The sequence below is a fragment of the Chelatococcus sp. GCM10030263 genome (assembly GCF_042666455.1).
In the GTDB taxonomy this organism is placed as follows: Bacteria; Pseudomonadota; Alphaproteobacteria; order Rhizobiales; family Beijerinckiaceae; genus Chelatococcus.
Map to the genome: position 1 here is coordinate 23,417 of NZ_JBHTDB010000004.1, position 13,859 is coordinate 37,275.

13 protein-coding genes are annotated in these 13,859 nt (G+C 64.2%); 1 reads left to right on the plus strand and 12 read right to left on the minus strand.

The window, feature by feature from the left end:
- Positions 1–21: 21 nt before the first annotated feature.
- Positions 22–993, minus strand: a complete 972-nt coding sequence (locus ACFQU1_RS09410; RefSeq protein ID WP_378131716.1) for an ABC transporter substrate-binding protein — start codon at positions 991–993, stop codon at positions 22–24.
- Between the two features lie 207 nt (positions 994–1,200).
- Here ACFQU1_RS09410 and ACFQU1_RS09415 point away from each other — a divergent pair, with 207 nt between their 5' ends.
- Positions 1,201–2,145: a LysR family transcriptional regulator gene (locus ACFQU1_RS09415; RefSeq protein ID WP_378131718.1), complete on the plus strand. Its 945-nt coding sequence runs from the start codon at positions 1,201–1,203 to the stop codon at positions 2,143–2,145.
- 70 nt (positions 2,146–2,215) lie between these two features.
- Here the strand turns inward: ACFQU1_RS09415 and ACFQU1_RS09420 are convergent, their stop codons facing one another.
- The 11 genes from ACFQU1_RS09420 to ACFQU1_RS09470 all read right to left on the minus strand — a co-directional run bounded on the left by ACFQU1_RS09420 (position 2,216) and on the right by ACFQU1_RS09470 (position 13,847).
- Complete coding sequence (locus tag ACFQU1_RS09420; RefSeq protein ID WP_378131720.1) at positions 2,216–3,223, minus strand: 4-hydroxythreonine-4-phosphate dehydrogenase PdxA; 1,008 nt, start codon at positions 3,221–3,223, stop codon at positions 2,216–2,218.
- Between the two features lie 94 nt (positions 3,224–3,317).
- Positions 3,318–4,259 carry an amidohydrolase family protein gene (locus ACFQU1_RS09425; RefSeq protein ID WP_378131722.1) on the minus strand — a complete coding sequence of 314 codons (942 nt, stop codon included), beginning with the start codon at positions 4,257–4,259 and terminating at the stop codon, positions 3,318–3,320.
- A 78-nt stretch (positions 4,260–4,337) separates the two neighbouring features.
- The gene (locus ACFQU1_RS09430) at positions 4,338–5,702 is read right to left on the minus strand and encodes a flagellar biosynthesis protein FlgA (RefSeq protein ID WP_378131725.1); all 1,365 of its coding nucleotides are present in this window, start codon (positions 5,700–5,702) and stop codon (positions 4,338–4,340) included.
- A 93-nt stretch (positions 5,703–5,795) separates the two neighbouring features.
- Complete coding sequence (locus ACFQU1_RS09435) at positions 5,796–6,578, minus strand: enoyl-CoA hydratase-related protein (protein ID WP_378131727.1); 783 nt, start codon at positions 6,576–6,578, stop codon at positions 5,796–5,798.
- Positions 6,579–6,656: 78 nt separating this feature from the next.
- On the minus strand, positions 6,657–7,853 hold the full coding sequence (locus tag ACFQU1_RS09440; protein WP_378131729.1) for a CaiB/BaiF CoA transferase family protein: 1,197 nt from the start codon (positions 7,851–7,853) through the stop codon (positions 6,657–6,659).
- 40 nt (positions 7,854–7,893) lie between these two features.
- Entirely contained in the window at positions 7,894–9,426 is a 1,533-nt protein-coding gene (locus ACFQU1_RS09445) for a tripartite tricarboxylate transporter permease (RefSeq protein WP_378131731.1), read from the minus strand.
- A gap of 1 nt (position 9,427) precedes the next feature.
- Entirely contained in the window at positions 9,428–9,895 is a 468-nt protein-coding gene (locus ACFQU1_RS09450; protein ID WP_378131733.1) for a tripartite tricarboxylate transporter TctB family protein, read from the minus strand.
- A gap of 18 nt (positions 9,896–9,913) precedes the next feature.
- Complete coding sequence (locus tag ACFQU1_RS09455; RefSeq protein WP_378131735.1) at positions 9,914–10,885, minus strand: Bug family tripartite tricarboxylate transporter substrate binding protein; 972 nt, start codon at positions 10,883–10,885, stop codon at positions 9,914–9,916.
- A 274-nt stretch (positions 10,886–11,159) separates the two neighbouring features.
- Entirely contained in the window at positions 11,160–12,071 is a 912-nt protein-coding gene (locus tag ACFQU1_RS09460; RefSeq protein ID WP_378131737.1) for an amidohydrolase family protein, read from the minus strand.
- A 13-nt stretch (positions 12,072–12,084) separates the two neighbouring features.
- On the minus strand, positions 12,085–13,371 hold the full coding sequence (locus tag ACFQU1_RS09465; protein WP_378131739.1) for a TRAP transporter large permease: 1,287 nt from the start codon (positions 13,369–13,371) through the stop codon (positions 12,085–12,087).
- Positions 13,368–13,847: a TRAP transporter small permease gene (locus tag ACFQU1_RS09470; protein WP_378131741.1), complete on the minus strand. Its 480-nt coding sequence runs from the start codon at positions 13,845–13,847 to the stop codon at positions 13,368–13,370. The genes ACFQU1_RS09465 and ACFQU1_RS09470 overlap by 4 nt, the downstream gene beginning before the upstream one ends.
- Positions 13,848–13,859: the final 12 nt, after the last annotated feature.

The following is a 13,859-nucleotide window of genomic DNA, read 5'->3' on the forward strand; positions in this document are numbered from 1 at the left end:
AAGATGGCAACGGGGCGGCCGTCACCAGCCTTGAGACGCCTTCGCCTTGGCCAGCATGTCCAAGGACGTCACGGCGGCTTCGTCGATGCTCGCCTTCAACATCCCATATTTGGTCATGTAGGTGATGTAGGCGCCGATTTCGTCAGCGTCGAGCGAGACGTCGAACTTAATATTGTCGACGCTCAGATCCCAATCTTGCTCGGTAATCGCCTCCTTCAAGGCGTCATTGAGTGCGAAATCTTTCGCAAGAGCTGGGCTGTCTCGCAGTTGCTTGGTCGCATCGACGATCGAATCGACGTATTTCTGCGCGAGCTCGGGATTCTTCTCGATAAAATCCTTGCGCATGAAGATCGCGCGGGGAACATCCCTCAGTGCCGTATCGAAGGGGCGGATCAGCGGTTTGGCATAGCCTTCACTGATCGCGCGGCTCGGGAACGGCTCGGGTGCCGACATCGCATCGACGTCTCCGCCCTTGAGTGCGACATTGAGCGACGGGGGACTGTTGATGTAGACGACGTGAACGCCGTCGGGGCTCTTGTCTTCGACGATCTTCAGCTTGTGCTTTTCGAATTCCGCGAGCATGACAAGCTCGTGCAGACCCCGGATGACGGCGAAGGATTTGCCTTTGAGGTCATCAACGGAATTGATGGGGGCATCTTTGGCGCTCACCCAGGCGAGGCCGCCGGTGGAGCAGCCCGCAACGATGACGGCAGGGGCCCCGCCGCCGATCGCGGAGATCGCCGCCTCGACGCCGCCGACAGCCACATCGACCTCACCGGCTTTCAGGGCATTGGCTGCTTCGAGCCCACGCCTGAAGTTGACCACTTCCACCTTGATGCCGTGTTTGGAAGCGATTTTGGCTGCATAGGCGACGGGCAGAAACGGGGCTATCTCGAGATTAGCTACGCGTATGGTCTGCGTTTCCGCCGCCGCCGGCAGCGCCGTTGCGATGACGGCCGCAACAGCGGCCTGCAATAGATATCTGCGTTTCATCAACTTTCCTCCCTGACTGTGGAAAGTCCCGGCCCTTCGGACCGCTTGTTTCCCGACCTGCTCGTTCTGCCGATCGACTTGCCGGGGGCGCCATAGCTGCGCTCAATCCGGAGGAGTCGCCGGGGCAGGATGGGAAATGGTTAGCACTTGCCGGCCGAGATGGGCTCATATCTAATGATCCCGCTACATAACCTGGAGTTATGCCTGGTGGACACGCGCAAGCTCTTGCACTTTACGGAGACCGTCGATCAGGGGAGCATAACCAAGGCTGCGCGTGCCCTGCGGGTCTCGCAGCCGGCATTGACCAAGAGCCTGCGACTTCTGGAAAACGAGCTCAACGTGAAGCTTCTGGTGCGCACCAGCGCCGGCGTCACGATGACCGAGTTCGGACGATCGCTCTATGCCCATGCACGTGCCGTCGCTGCGGAAATCGAACATGCGCGGGCCGAGATCCGCCAGCTCAGCGGCATCGGCAGGGCCTTTCTAAAGATCGGTGTGCTGCCCAGTGTCTCGAGCACACTCTTCGCGCGCGCGATCGCAAAGGTTGCGGCAACCATGCCGGACCTCTCGATCCACGTGCATGAAGGCGTGCATTACGAACTGATGTCGGCGATCCGGCGTCGCGAATATGATTTCGTGATCGCCATGGCCGAGCGGTTCGAGCCCGATCCGGATCCTGCTCTGCGCTACCGGATCATTCTTAGAGATCAGCTGCGCATCGTGGCTCGCGTCGGTCACCCGCTCGACGGGCAGGAGACGGTGACCTGCGCTGACCTCATCAAATTTCCCTGGGTTCACCCCGTCGTCGGCACGGCGCATCGCCCTATTCTGAGCCAGTTGTTCAAGGAGTCGGGCATTCAACCTCCCCATGCGCAGATGGAATGTGCTTCGGTCCAGTTCGCCAAGACCGTCATGACGGCGAGCGACGCGCTCGGCCTCATGCCGGCTCATACCATCGAGCCGGAAATGCACGCGCGGACGTTGTGTTGTCTGCCGATCCTGTCGGAGCATCTCCAGCGCAGTGTCGGGATCTACTACAGTATACATCGGCCACCCACGCCCGCTGCGCGCGCCTTGATGCGCGAGGTCGAACGCATTTGCAGCGCCACGCTCCAGGATCAGCAGCCGCTGCGCCTTGCCGCCGCGCCATGACGCTTTAACGGTCCCCGCGGCTCGTCACCGTCGCTGTGCACGCGCCGAAGGTGCTGGGCGGAGCGGGCTATCAGCTCGGTGGAGAATTGCCGGCAAAGGCGACCGCGGTGCGGAAAGCGGCGAGCGTCGCGCCGAGATCGGCCTTGCCGGTTCCGGCGATGTCATAGGCCGTTCCGTGCGCAGGCGTTGCGATCGGCACCGGCAGGCCGGCGAGAATGGTGACACCACGACTGAAGCCCATGAGCTTCAGCGCGATCTGTCCCTGGTCATGATACATGGTCACCACCGCATCGAAGTCGCCACGCTTTGCCCTCAGCCAGACCGTATCGGCGGGAAAGGGGCCTGCCACGGCAAGGCCCTGCGCCGCGGCATCGGCAATGGCCGGTTCGATGCTGTCGATTTCCTCCCGGCCGAACAGCCCCCCTTCCCCGGCATGTGGATTGTAGCCGGCAATGCCGAGGCGCGGCGCAGCGATCCCGGCCTTCCGCAGCGTGCGGTCGGTATCGAAAATGGCTTCGAGGACCGCTTCGCGCGTCAGCTGACGGGGAACCTCGGCCATGGGAATGTGGGACGTCACACGGGCATTCCAGAGATCGTCGAGCCTGTTGTATTCGGAAACGCGTCCCGCCGCACCGAGCCGGTCGGCCGCCCAGTGGAGCTCATCCAGATAGGGATTGCCGGCGAGCTTGAAGGCCTGTTTGTTGAAGGGGGTGAAGCAGATGGCCTGGATGGCGCCCGTCCGGCCGAGATCGAGCGCGGCCCCGAAATTGCGCATCGCGAAGGCGCCGCTTTCGCGGGTCGGCCGCCCCACCGGGATTGCGTCGGCATCCTTGTGCTGCAGGTCGAGGAGAACCGGCCGCCCCGGTTCCAAAGCCAGACCTTCGGCCGTTTCGACAACTGGCAGATCCAGCGTGACGCCGGCGATGCGCGCGCCGTTCTGCAGCAGCTTGCGGTCGCCGAGAACGATGAGGCGGATGTTTCTGATCTCGTCATGGCAGGCGAGAAGCTTTGCCGTGAGCTCCGCGCCGACGCCCGCTGCATCGCCCATCACCAGTGCGATTCGTGGCGTGTTTTCCATCATGGTTTCCCCTGCGCTGCAGCTTCTGCATTCGGTTCAATTGGTCGGCAAACCGGCGGCAAGGCCGCGGCCGGCGCGGTGCTGGTGGTCTTGTTCACGCTGAAATGGCGGATGAGGCGGCTGCAGCTTCGATGCGATAGAAGCGCTTCGCATTCTCGCAGAACAGCTTCAGACGATGTTCATGCGGCATGGAGGCGGTGATTGCCAGAAAGCCGTTAAAGATGTCGCTGTAACTCCCGACAAGGCTGTCGACGGGAAAATTGCTCGCGAACATGCAGCGCTCGACGCCGAAGATGCTGATGGCGTCGCGCACCACGGGCCCGTTCGCCTCGACCGTCCATGGCGCGTCCCTGCGCCCGAGGCCTGAGATCTTGAGTGCAACATTCGGCTGTCGCGCGAGCGTCGCCAGCATTCGCCGCCACTGCGCCAACCCGTCCTCGCTCCGGTCCGCGGGAAGGCCGGTGTGGTTCACGATGATCTGCGTCTCGGGGAAATCCGCCGCGAGCTCGGCGGCCTCCTCGAAATGCCACCAGACGACCTGCAGGTCGAAGGAAAGGCCGTGCCGCGCGAGAAGCGCGTAGCCCTCGCGCCATTTGGGATCACTCATCGAGCCCGCGGTGCCGCGGCGCAGATCCGCTGGCCGCGGCGCCGCCTTCGGCTTATGCCGGATCCCGCGGACCAGCGGAAAGCCGGCTTGCGCGGCCAGGAGTTCTGCCACGTCTTCGCGGTCGAGCCATGCCTGAGCGACCATGGCGGTCGGCAATCCCTCCCGTGATGCCAAGGCATGCACCCAGCGTGTTTCGCCGAGCGGATCGGTCGGGTCCCACTCGGCCTCCACATAGACCGATCCGACGAGATCGAAAGAGGCGCTGTCGCGTCTGAGGTCCTCTGGCAGGTAGTTGCGCCGAATGGCGGTGTAATCACCGTAACGGAAGGGAATGAGCGGCTCGTCCCTAAGCCAGGGAAGATAATTCGCCTGAAGATCCCAGAAATGCTGATGGGCATCGACGATAGGGATGACCCGCTGCTCGGGCATGAATGCATATCCTCCGTTGGAGACGCCGGCGATGCCGTCTGGCCCGGCTCCGGGCGCTTCGCTGTTCTCGGTTGGCCGCTAGCTGAAGAAGGCCTGGTCCTGCTCCGCGCGCAGCCGATAGAGCGTGCTAATGGGGTCGAGCGCCACATGCGCCGCGGTAATGATCTCGCCTGCGCGCGCCGGGGCCCGAACGGTGCGCCCCGCCAGGAGATAATAGGGCACTGCCGCATCCGGCCCGAGGGGCCGGGCCGGCAACATGAGGTGGTCGAGCGCAGCAATCGCATGGCGAGCGCCGAGATCGAGCCGTTCGCCGGGCACGAGATCCCGGCGTGCCCGAGCGACGAGATCAAAGGCTGGCCGCACAACCGTGCCGCCCGTCGAGCAGCGCAGCCGCGCCGCCGACAAGACGGACATCGCCGCCTCCGCACCGAGCAGATGGACGGGATTATGGGCGAGGAAACACCGGCCATCCGGGCTCGCTGGAATGCCTTTTTGCGCGAAGAGCTGTCCGGTTGCCGGGTCCGGCGCTTCCAGCGTAACGAAGACGCCGCCGGCAAAACTCAGTTCGTCCGGGCGCCGCAGGCAATTGAACATATCGACCGCGCCCCTGCGTCCAAGCAGTCCGCCCTCCTCACGCGGCCTGAAGAGATGGGGAAGCTCGATTGTCCGCGCGATCGGTGCGTGCAGTTCCGGCAGGTCCGGAACGAGCCCGGTGTGATTTGCGACGATCGTCATCTCGCACAGATCCGGCACGGTCGTGCGCGGAAACTCCGCCAGATCGCGCGCCGCCGCAGCATCAACGGAGCCGAAGGCGGCGTGATAGGAGGGCGCTGGGCAGGATCGGCCCCAGGCCGTCACAAGACCGGTCGCCGGGTCCCAGACGAAGTCCGATTCGCTCGCCTTGCCCGCAGCGATGATCTCGAGCCCGAGGAGACGCGCCCAGCCGACGAGCCCGATTAGAAGGCTCGGCTGGTCGCCATCGACCGGCGTGTGAATCAGGCCGGCAGCGGCGGCGCGACGCGCCAGAATTGGGCCGACGACGCTTTCGGTCTCCTTGGTGGCGAGAACACTATGCCGCCCGCTCTCAATGGCGGCGAGGACCGTCGCCGCTGCTCCCTCCGGATCTCCGGTGGCCTCGACGATGACGTCGAGCGGCAGGTCCGGCAGGAGCGCGGCATCGGCGATCACGACCGTCTTGTCGAGCTCCAGTGCGCGTAGTGCGGCCGCCTTGTCGTCGCAGATCGCTATGTCCTCGACGGCAAGCCCCGCAGCGCAGAGCGCCCGACGCGCCCGCTCGGGATCGCGGTCGCAGATGACCGGGGCCGTCAGGCCGGGGATGCGTCGGGACTGGGCGACGAAAGTCGCACCAAACTCGCCGGCGCCGACCAGGCCGGCGCGCACCGGCATGTCCGCCGAGCGGCCGAATATCGCCTCGAGATTCATGGTTCACTCCGCTCTGCGATCCGCAAGCGGGCCCGCGCCCGCCAAGACTGTGTCAGGCGCCTGCTAGGAGCATTTTCGGTCAAGCTGGCACCCCTAGCGGCCGGCGAAGACGGGCTTGGTCTTGCCGAGGAAGGCACGCACGCCCGCGCGATAATCCTCGGTATCGAAGCAGTGATAGCTCTCGTCGTTCTCCTCCGGCGAGAGCGGGCGGGGGTCCATGAGCCGGTTCGCGAACTTCTTGTGCCAGCGGGCCGCGAGCGGGGCGCCGACGGCGATCTTGCGGGCAGAGGCGAGAGCCGCGGCTTCGACCTCCGCATCGGCAACGACGCGGTTGACGAGGCCCATGCGCAGCGCATCGCTTGCCCCGAACAACTCGCCCTCCAGCAGGATCTCGAGGGCATTCGACTTGCCGACGAGCTCCACCAGCGCCCGCATTTCGGAATAGGCGACGACGAGACCGAGGCGCTTCACCGGTATGCCGAAACGGGAGCCCTCGCCACAGATGCGGATGTCGACTTGGCTCGCGAGTTCGAGACCACCGCCGACGCACAAACCGCGAATGGCGGCGACCACCGGGTGCCGGCAGCTCCCTACGGCGGCGAGCGCCGAATGGGTATGTTCGGCATAGGCGCGCGCCTTCTGCGTGGTGCTGCGCACCTCCTCGAACTCGGAGATATCCGCGCCCGCGCCGAAGGCCTTGTCGCCGGTCCCGGTGAGGATGATGCAGCGCACGCTTTCATCGGCATCGAGCTCGCGCATGACTGTGCCGAGCGCGTCCCACATGGCCCGGTTCATCGCATTGAGCCGCTCCGGATGGTCGATGACGACCGTCCGTATTCCAGGCTCGAGGATCTCCGAGCGTATCTGTCCGGCCATAGTGAAACTCCATTCAGAAGCAGTGATGCGGAACTATTCCGTTCGACTGTGAGATGTTGCGGTCCCGCATCGCTCGCGTCACCGACTGAAAGCGCCCTTGCTGCGAAAGGCCTCGATGCGATCCGGGCTGAAGCCGAGATCGGTGAGGACCGACTCCGTATGCTCCCCCAGCAACGGCGGCGGGCGGCGGACCTGCTGCGGGGTTCCGCTCATCTTCACCGGAAAGCCCAACGCCTTGAACGAGCCTTCCACGGGGTGCTCGACCTCCATCACCATCTCGCGCGCCAGCGCCTGCTCGCTCGCCAGTGCCTGTCCGAAATCATAGATCGGAGCCGCCGGAACGCCGGCGGCGAGCAGTGCCTCCGTCCATTCCTCGGCCGTGCGGGTTACGAAGCTCTTCTCCAGTTCGGGGATGAGCTCGCCTCTGTTCTGCAGGCGGTCCACATTGGTCAGGAAGCGCGGATCATCCTTCAGGTCGCGCCGGTCGATGACTTCGCAGAGGATCTCCCAAAGCTTCTGATTGGCCGCGCCGATGACGAGATAGCCCTCGGATGCCCGCACCGCCTGGTAGGGGGCGCTCATACGGTTGGCGCTGCCGATCGCCTCGGGGACCTTTCCCGTGCCCCAGTATTCGGCGCTTTCCCAGATGGAGAGGCCGAGGGCGGTCTCGAACAGGGAGGTGTCGATATATTGCCCCTCGCCGGTCAGCTCTCGCCCGATCACCGCGGAGAGAATGGCATAGGTTGCAAACATTCCCGCGCCGAGGTCGGCGATCGGAACGCTGCACTTGACGGGCGGCTGGCCGGGATGTCCTGTCGCCTTCATCACCCCGGTCATTGCCTGGGCGATGAGGTCGAAGCCCGGCCGCTCTGCCCAGGGCCCGGTCTGGCCGAAGCCGGAAATGCTCGCATAAACGAGCCGGGGATTGATCGCCTTCAGCGTTGGGTAATCGATCTTCAAGCGCGCCGTCACGCCCGGCCGGCTGTTCTCGACGAGAATATCGGCATCGCGGACCAGCTCATAGAAAACCTCGCGGCCGGCTTCCGTCTTCAGATTGATTTCGACGCTGCGCTTGTTGCGATTGAGCGCGAGAAAGCCACCGCTGTCAGCCCCCTTGAGGCGAAAGCCCATCGAGTGGCGCGTCTGATCGCCTACCCCCGGCGGTTCGATCTTGATGACGTCGGCTCCCATGTCGCCCAGCAACATGCAGCAGAATGGCCCTGCCATGACCTGACTGAGGTCGAGGACTTTGAGGCGCTCCAGCGGCAGGATCATAAACTCCGTCCTTTTTTCATGAATACGATCATTCGTCTGTTTATCCTTCGGCAGCGTCGCTGGTTCGCGCTGCAGCGACCCGCTGGGCGGGCCCCAGCCGCCGCCAGGCGAGGCGCACCAGCGGTACCGTCCAGACCGCAAGGGTGATGACCCCGAGAAAGGCCGATATCGGCCGATCGAAGAAGGCGAGAACGTTGCCCTGCGTGCTCGTGAGGGCCTGGATCAGGTTTTCCTCGAGAATCTTGCCGAGGACGATGCCGAGCACGGCGGGCGCCAGCGGCACGCTCGCCGATTCCATGACGAAGGCCAGCACGCCCAAGGCCAGCATCACCAGGATTCCGCTGACGTCGTTATTGATCGCGAAAGCGCCCGTACAGGCCAGGATCAGCAACGCCGGCATAATGAGATCGCGCGGGATGCGCAGGACGACGCCGGCCATGCGCATGGCGGCCCAGCCGAAAGGCAGGAGCAGCAGGTTGGCGATCATGAAAACGATGAACAGAGCATAGACCATGTCCGGCTTGTCGATGAACACGGTCGGCCCCGGATTGAGGCCCTTCAGATAGAGCACGCCGATGGCGATGGCTGTGATCGTGTCGCCGGGAATGGCGAAGACCAGCGCGGGGATCCACGCGCCGCCAAGGGCTGCGTTATTGGCGGAGCTTCCGGCGATGATGCCTTCGATATGGCCTTTGCCCCACTTCTCCGGCTCCTTGGAGAAGCGCTTGGCGACCGCGAAGGAGATCCAGGCGGCGATATCGGCGCCCGCGCCTGGCAGGGCGCCGATGACGGTGCCGAGCGCGCTGCCGCGCAGGACCCCCTTCCAGTAGGTTCGGCCCGCCCGAAAAACCTTGCCCCAGGATTCCCCTGTGCTCGCTTGCGCGATGCGCTCGACCGTTCCGCGCCAGGCGAGCGAGCGCAGGATTTCCGGCAAGGCGAACATGCCGATCAGTGCAGGGATGAACGACACCCCCTCCATGAGCGTGACGCTACCGAAGGTGAAGCGCATCTGGCCGGTGCCGTAGTCCATGCCCACCGTCGAAATCAGCAGGCCGATCAGCAGTGACACCAAACCCTTCACCGTGTCCTCGCCGGCGACGAAAACGGCGCAGCTGAGGCCGAGGCACGCCAGCCAGAAAAACTCGAAGGCGCTGAATCTGAGCGCGAAATTGGCCAGGATCGGCGAGGCGACGATGAGCACGCACGTGCCGATGATCCCGCCGATGAGCGAATAAAGGGCGCTCGTCCCAAGAACGAAACCCGCCTCCCCTTTTCGCGTAAGGGCGTGCGCTTCCTCCACATAGGCCGCCGAGGCGGGTGTGCCGGGAATGCGTAGCAGCGCCCCCGGAATATCACCCGCAAAGATGCACATGGCGGCGGCCGAGACCACCGAGGCAATCGCCGCGATCGGGCTGAGGAGGAAAGTGATCGGCACCATCAGGGCCACCGCCATGGTGGCGGTCAGCCCGGGCAAGGCGCCGACGACGAATCCGAAGATCGCACCGAGGAGAATGCTCGCGAGGGTGCTCGGCTGAGCGACGAGCGCCAGGGCGGCGAGAAGGTGTTCGATCATCTCACAGCACCGCCGTCAGCAGTCCCGTCGGAACGGGCACACGCAGAAGTTCGCGAAACAAGAGATCAAAGCAGATGGCCAGCGACAGCGCCAAAACGACGGAGAAAACGACGCCGCCACGCAACCACAAGAAGAAAGTCGTCAGAATGACGAAGGTGAGGATCTGGAATCCGATGCTGTCGCCGAAGAAAACGAAGGACAGGATCGACACGATCATCAGCCCCAGACTGATGGTGGCGCGTCGATCGCCGAATAGCGCGGCGGCGCTGAGACTAAAGCCGCCGCCGGCCGTCTGCCTGCGCAGCATCAGGAGAGCGCCGCAGAGGATCAGCCCGGCGGCAATGATCCCCGGAAACAGGGCTGGCCCGAAATAATGGCCGGATGGATTGGGGAAGCCTGCCGCCTGCCAGGCGACGGCAAGCCCGAGAATTCCGGCGAGGATGCCGAACAGACCGTCTCCGATGCGCATGGACGAGCTCCCCTGGCCTTATTTCTTCAGGCCGTTGAAGAGCTCTTGCATCGTGGCAAGATCCGCCTTCATGAACTCGGTGAAATCATCGCCGCCGCGCCAGACGGCCCGGAAGCCGCGCTCCTCGATGGCCGTGCGAAAGGCCGGTGTATTGGCTGCCTTCTTGACCGCCGCACTCAGGATCTTGAATTCCTCCGGCGGCAGATTCTTCGGGCCGACGACGCCGTGCCAGAGACCGAAGGACCAGTTGATGCCGAGCTCTTTCAGCGTCGGGACATCCGGAAAGATCTTGGTCCTCTCGTCAGCCATCACGGCCAGCGGCCGCAGCTTCTTCGCTTCGATCAGGGCGCGCGCCTCGGCGAGCGAGGCGGTGGAGAAGGTGGAATTGCCCGCCGCGACGTCGAGATGGCCGGCGGTGCCCCCTTGGGTCGGCACCCAGATGACGGTCTTGGGATCCAGTCCGGCCGCCAGCATGAAGCCGGAAAAGCCGATGTTCCAGTTGGTGCCGGGGGCGGCCCCCGTGCCCTTCAGGGTATTGGGATGGGCTTTGATGGCATCGATCAGATCACTGAGCTTCTGGTAGGAAGACGTCGCGCTGACGGTGATGCCGCCGGGCAGCTCGTCCACCTCGCCGATCGCCGTCACGTCGGCAAATGTCAGATCCGACAGCCCCTGCGGCTTGTAGATGCTGATGTCGCTCGCGACGAGGCCGATCGTATAGCCCTCCGGCTTTGCCGAGGCGATCGCGGTCGTTCCGACGATGCCGCCGCCGCCGCCGCGATTGACGACATTGATGGCCACGCCAAGTTCTTTCTGCATCTCGTTGACCAGCGTGCGGGCGACGATATCTGTGCCGCCACCGGCCGGATAGGGCACGATCACCGTAATCGGCCGATCCGGAAAAGCCTGCGCGGCAAAACCGCTGCCCGCCGTGAACAGGACGCCGACGACCGCCTGCAGAAAGGCGCGACGCATTCTCACCAGTGCCATATCGATTCTCCTCCCTCGTTGTTGCGTCCGCCGGATTCGATTCCTCTCATGGAATGCAAAATGGCGGATCTTTCGCGTCACTCCCGTTCGCCGGGCGACTTTCAATAGTCTTGTCCAGCTTGATCTAGCGCCGATCGGGCTTCCGAGGCGGCAGCCTCAACGACGCCTTGCCGCGATTTTGCATACCAAATCGATGTCTTGTCAATCCGACGATGCGAGTCCGCGGCATTCGTTACCGGGCAGGAGGCCGCCCGCCGCCGTCGCAGGGATGCGCTCAGACGATGTCCAGGCGATAGAAACGCGCTGCATTGCGACTGAACAGCAGCTCCTGCTCTTCCCGGGAGGCATCCGCCACGGCATCTCTCAAATCTTCGACGATCGTTGCGAAGGACGCCCTCAATCCGGACACGGGCATGTTGCTCGCAAACATGCAGCGCTCTATGCCGAATATTTCTATAGCGTCGCGGATGACGCGACGATTGCTGTCACGATCCCAGGGACGGTCCTTCAGCCCGAATTCGGAGATCTTGAGCCAGACATGCGGAGCTTCGGCGATAATGCGCATCTGCGCGCGCCAGGCTGCGAGCCCCGTTTCGCTGCGATCCCAGGGAAAACCGGTATGGTTCAGGACCATCGGTGTCTCGGGGAAGCGCGCCGCTACCTCGGCCGCTTCGGCCAAATGCCAATAGGGAACGCGCAGATCATAGGTCAGCCCGTATTTCTGCAGCAGTGCGAAGCCGGCAAGCCATTTGGGGTCTTGCATGGTGCCCGGCGCGCCACGCGCGATCTTGTCGGGGCTTTGAGCCGTCACCGGCTTGGAGCGGATGCCGCGCATCAGCGGGAAGGCCGCATGGCCGGCCAGCACCGCTTCGCAATTGTCCTTGGCGAGCCAGGCATGCCCGACGACCGCGGATGGCATGCCATGTTGAGCAGAAATCTCGTGCAGCCAGGCGGTCTCGGCGACCTGTGCCTCACGGTCCCATTCCGCCTCCACGTGGACCGTTGCGCAGACCGTGTAGCCGGCCGTTTCGCGGCGATAATCGGCGGGGAGGAAGTTTTTCTTCAAGGCCGAATAATCGCCGAGGAAGAAGTGCTCTTCGGGGCGGTCGGCGAGCCACGGATAATAGTTGCGGTCCAAGTCCCACAGGTGATGGTGGGCATCGACGATCTTCAGCGGTGCGTCCATCGCGATCTCCTTGTCAATGGCCACTCAGGAGCGACGGCACCAGCAGCGTCACCGCCGGCACATAGGACACGAGGGCCAGGACGGCAAAAAGAACCATGAGGAAGGGGAAGGATTGCCGGACCACCTCGACCGTCGAGACCTTGCCGAGATTGCTGGTTATGAAGATGAGATAGCCCACCGGGGGCGTACATAGCCCGATCATCAGGTTGAGGACGATCATCACGCCGAACTGGATGACGTCGATCTGCAACTGCGGCAGAAGCGGCACCATGATCGGCACCAGGATGATCAGCGCCGCGATCGGGTCTAGAAACATGCCGACCGCGAGGAAGAGCAGGTTGAACAGAAGGATCAGGAGCCACGGCGCGACGTCGAGCCCCGAGATCGTGCCGACGAACTGGCGGCTGATGCCCTGGTCGGCGATGATCCAGGCGAAGATCGAGGACGCGCCGAGCACGACGAGGACCGAGGCCGTGCCATGCGCGGCGCGCACCAGTGAACGATAGATGTCGTTGAGCCCAACGCCGCGGTAGATGAAGAGCCCGATGAGAAGGACGTAGACGGCGCCCACCGCGCCCGCCTCGGTGGGCGTGAAAACGCCGCCGCGAATGCCCGCCACGACGATGATCGGCGCGAGAAGGGCAAAGCTCGCGCGGCCGGTTTCCCGCAGCACCGCGGCGCGGCCGGCCCGTGGCAAGGTGGTCAGACCGAGGCGACCGCAGCGGATATGGGCGACGATGCTGAGGCCGATGGCGATCAGGATGCCGGGAAGAATGCCGGCGAGAAACATGGTCCCGACCGACGCTCCCGACAGAACTGCATAGATGATCATGGGAATCGACGGCGGAATGATCGGTCCGAGGATCGACGCCGTCGACACCAATGCGGCCGCAAATCCCGCCGGATAGCCGGCCCGTATCATCGATTTGATCAGTACGGAGCCGACTGCCGCAGCATCGGCGACCGCCGAGCCGGAAACACCTGCCATCAGGAAGGAGGCGATGATGCCGACCTGGGCCAGCCCGCCGCGCCGGTGCCCGACAAGCGCCTGCGCGAAGCTCAGGAGGCGCTGCGTGACGCCGCAGGTCACCATGAGCTCGCCGACGAGGAAGAAGAGCGCGATGGCCAGCAGCGGGAAGTTGTCCATCCCCTGCACGAAGAGCTGCGGCACGAGCTCGAGCGGCATGTCGGGACGCGTGACGAGCAGGGTGACGAGCGAGCCGGCCAGGAGCGCGAAGACCAGCGGCACGCCGAGGAAGGCCAGCCCGAGAAGGCTGGTGAGGAGCAGCAGCAGGGTCATGACGGCGGCATGTCCTCGTCGGCGATCGGCACGAACAACCCGAGAATCGTCGAGACGATCCAAAGACAACCACCGACGACCACCGACCAGTAGAGGAACTGAAGGGAGACGCCGAGCGCCGTGTAATAGTCGGTCCGCGTCAGCTCGATCAACGGGATAACCTTGACGACCAGGAAGGAGGTGATGCCGATGCTGAGCGCGGCTGTCGCCAGCTCGAGCACGCCGCGCGCACGTGCTGGCAAGGCGAGCGGAACGAGATCGACGCGCAGATGCGCGGCCCGGGCCGCCCCCATCATCACGAGCCACACGAAGAGGAGGCGTGTGAGCTCCTCGCTCCAGGGCAGCCCTTCGCCCAGGGCATAGCGCGCGACAACCCGGACGAAGGTAACCGTGAGGACGGCAGCCAGCAGCAGCGCAGTCAGCACGTCGAGCAAATGCCGCAGCGGCGTTGCGATCTTAACGATTAGGGAGCGCATGTCCGGCTGACC

Bases quoted from the DNA above. Each gene is read 5' to 3' on its own strand.
- ACFQU1_RS09410 (WP_378131716.1), bottom strand. From the start codon at position 993: ATGAAACGCAGATATCTATTGCAGGCCGCTGTTGCGGCCGTCATCGCA.
- ACFQU1_RS09420 (WP_378131720.1), bottom strand. From the start codon at position 3,223: ATGGAAAACACGCCACGAATCGCACTGGTGATGGGCGATGCAGCGGGC.
- ACFQU1_RS09425 (WP_378131722.1), bottom strand. From the start codon at position 4,259: ATGCCCGAGCAGCGGGTCATCCCTATCGTCGATGCCCATCAGCATTTC.
- ACFQU1_RS09430 (WP_378131725.1), bottom strand. From the start codon at position 5,702: ATGAATCTCGAGGCGATATTCGGCCGCTCGGCGGACATGCCGGTGCGC.
- ACFQU1_RS09435 (WP_378131727.1), bottom strand. From the start codon at position 6,578: ATGGCCGGACAGATACGCTCGGAGATCCTCGAGCCTGGAATACGGACG.
- ACFQU1_RS09440 (WP_378131729.1), bottom strand. From the start codon at position 7,853: ATGATCCTGCCGCTGGAGCGCCTCAAAGTCCTCGACCTCAGTCAGGTC.
- ACFQU1_RS09445 (WP_378131731.1), bottom strand. From the start codon at position 9,426: ATGATCGAACACCTTCTCGCCGCCCTGGCGCTCGTCGCTCAGCCGAGC.
- ACFQU1_RS09450 (WP_378131733.1), bottom strand. From the start codon at position 9,895: ATGCGCATCGGAGACGGTCTGTTCGGCATCCTCGCCGGAATTCTCGGG.
- ACFQU1_RS09455 (WP_378131735.1), bottom strand. From the start codon at position 10,885: ATGGCACTGGTGAGAATGCGTCGCGCCTTTCTGCAGGCGGTCGTCGGC.
- ACFQU1_RS09460 (WP_378131737.1), bottom strand. From the start codon at position 12,071: ATGGACGCACCGCTGAAGATCGTCGATGCCCACCATCACCTGTGGGAC.
- ACFQU1_RS09465 (WP_378131739.1), bottom strand. From the start codon at position 13,371: ATGACCCTGCTGCTGCTCCTCACCAGCCTTCTCGGGCTGGCCTTCCTC.
- ACFQU1_RS09470 (WP_378131741.1), bottom strand. From the start codon at position 13,847: ATGCGCTCCCTAATCGTTAAGATCGCAACGCCGCTGCGGCATTTGCTC.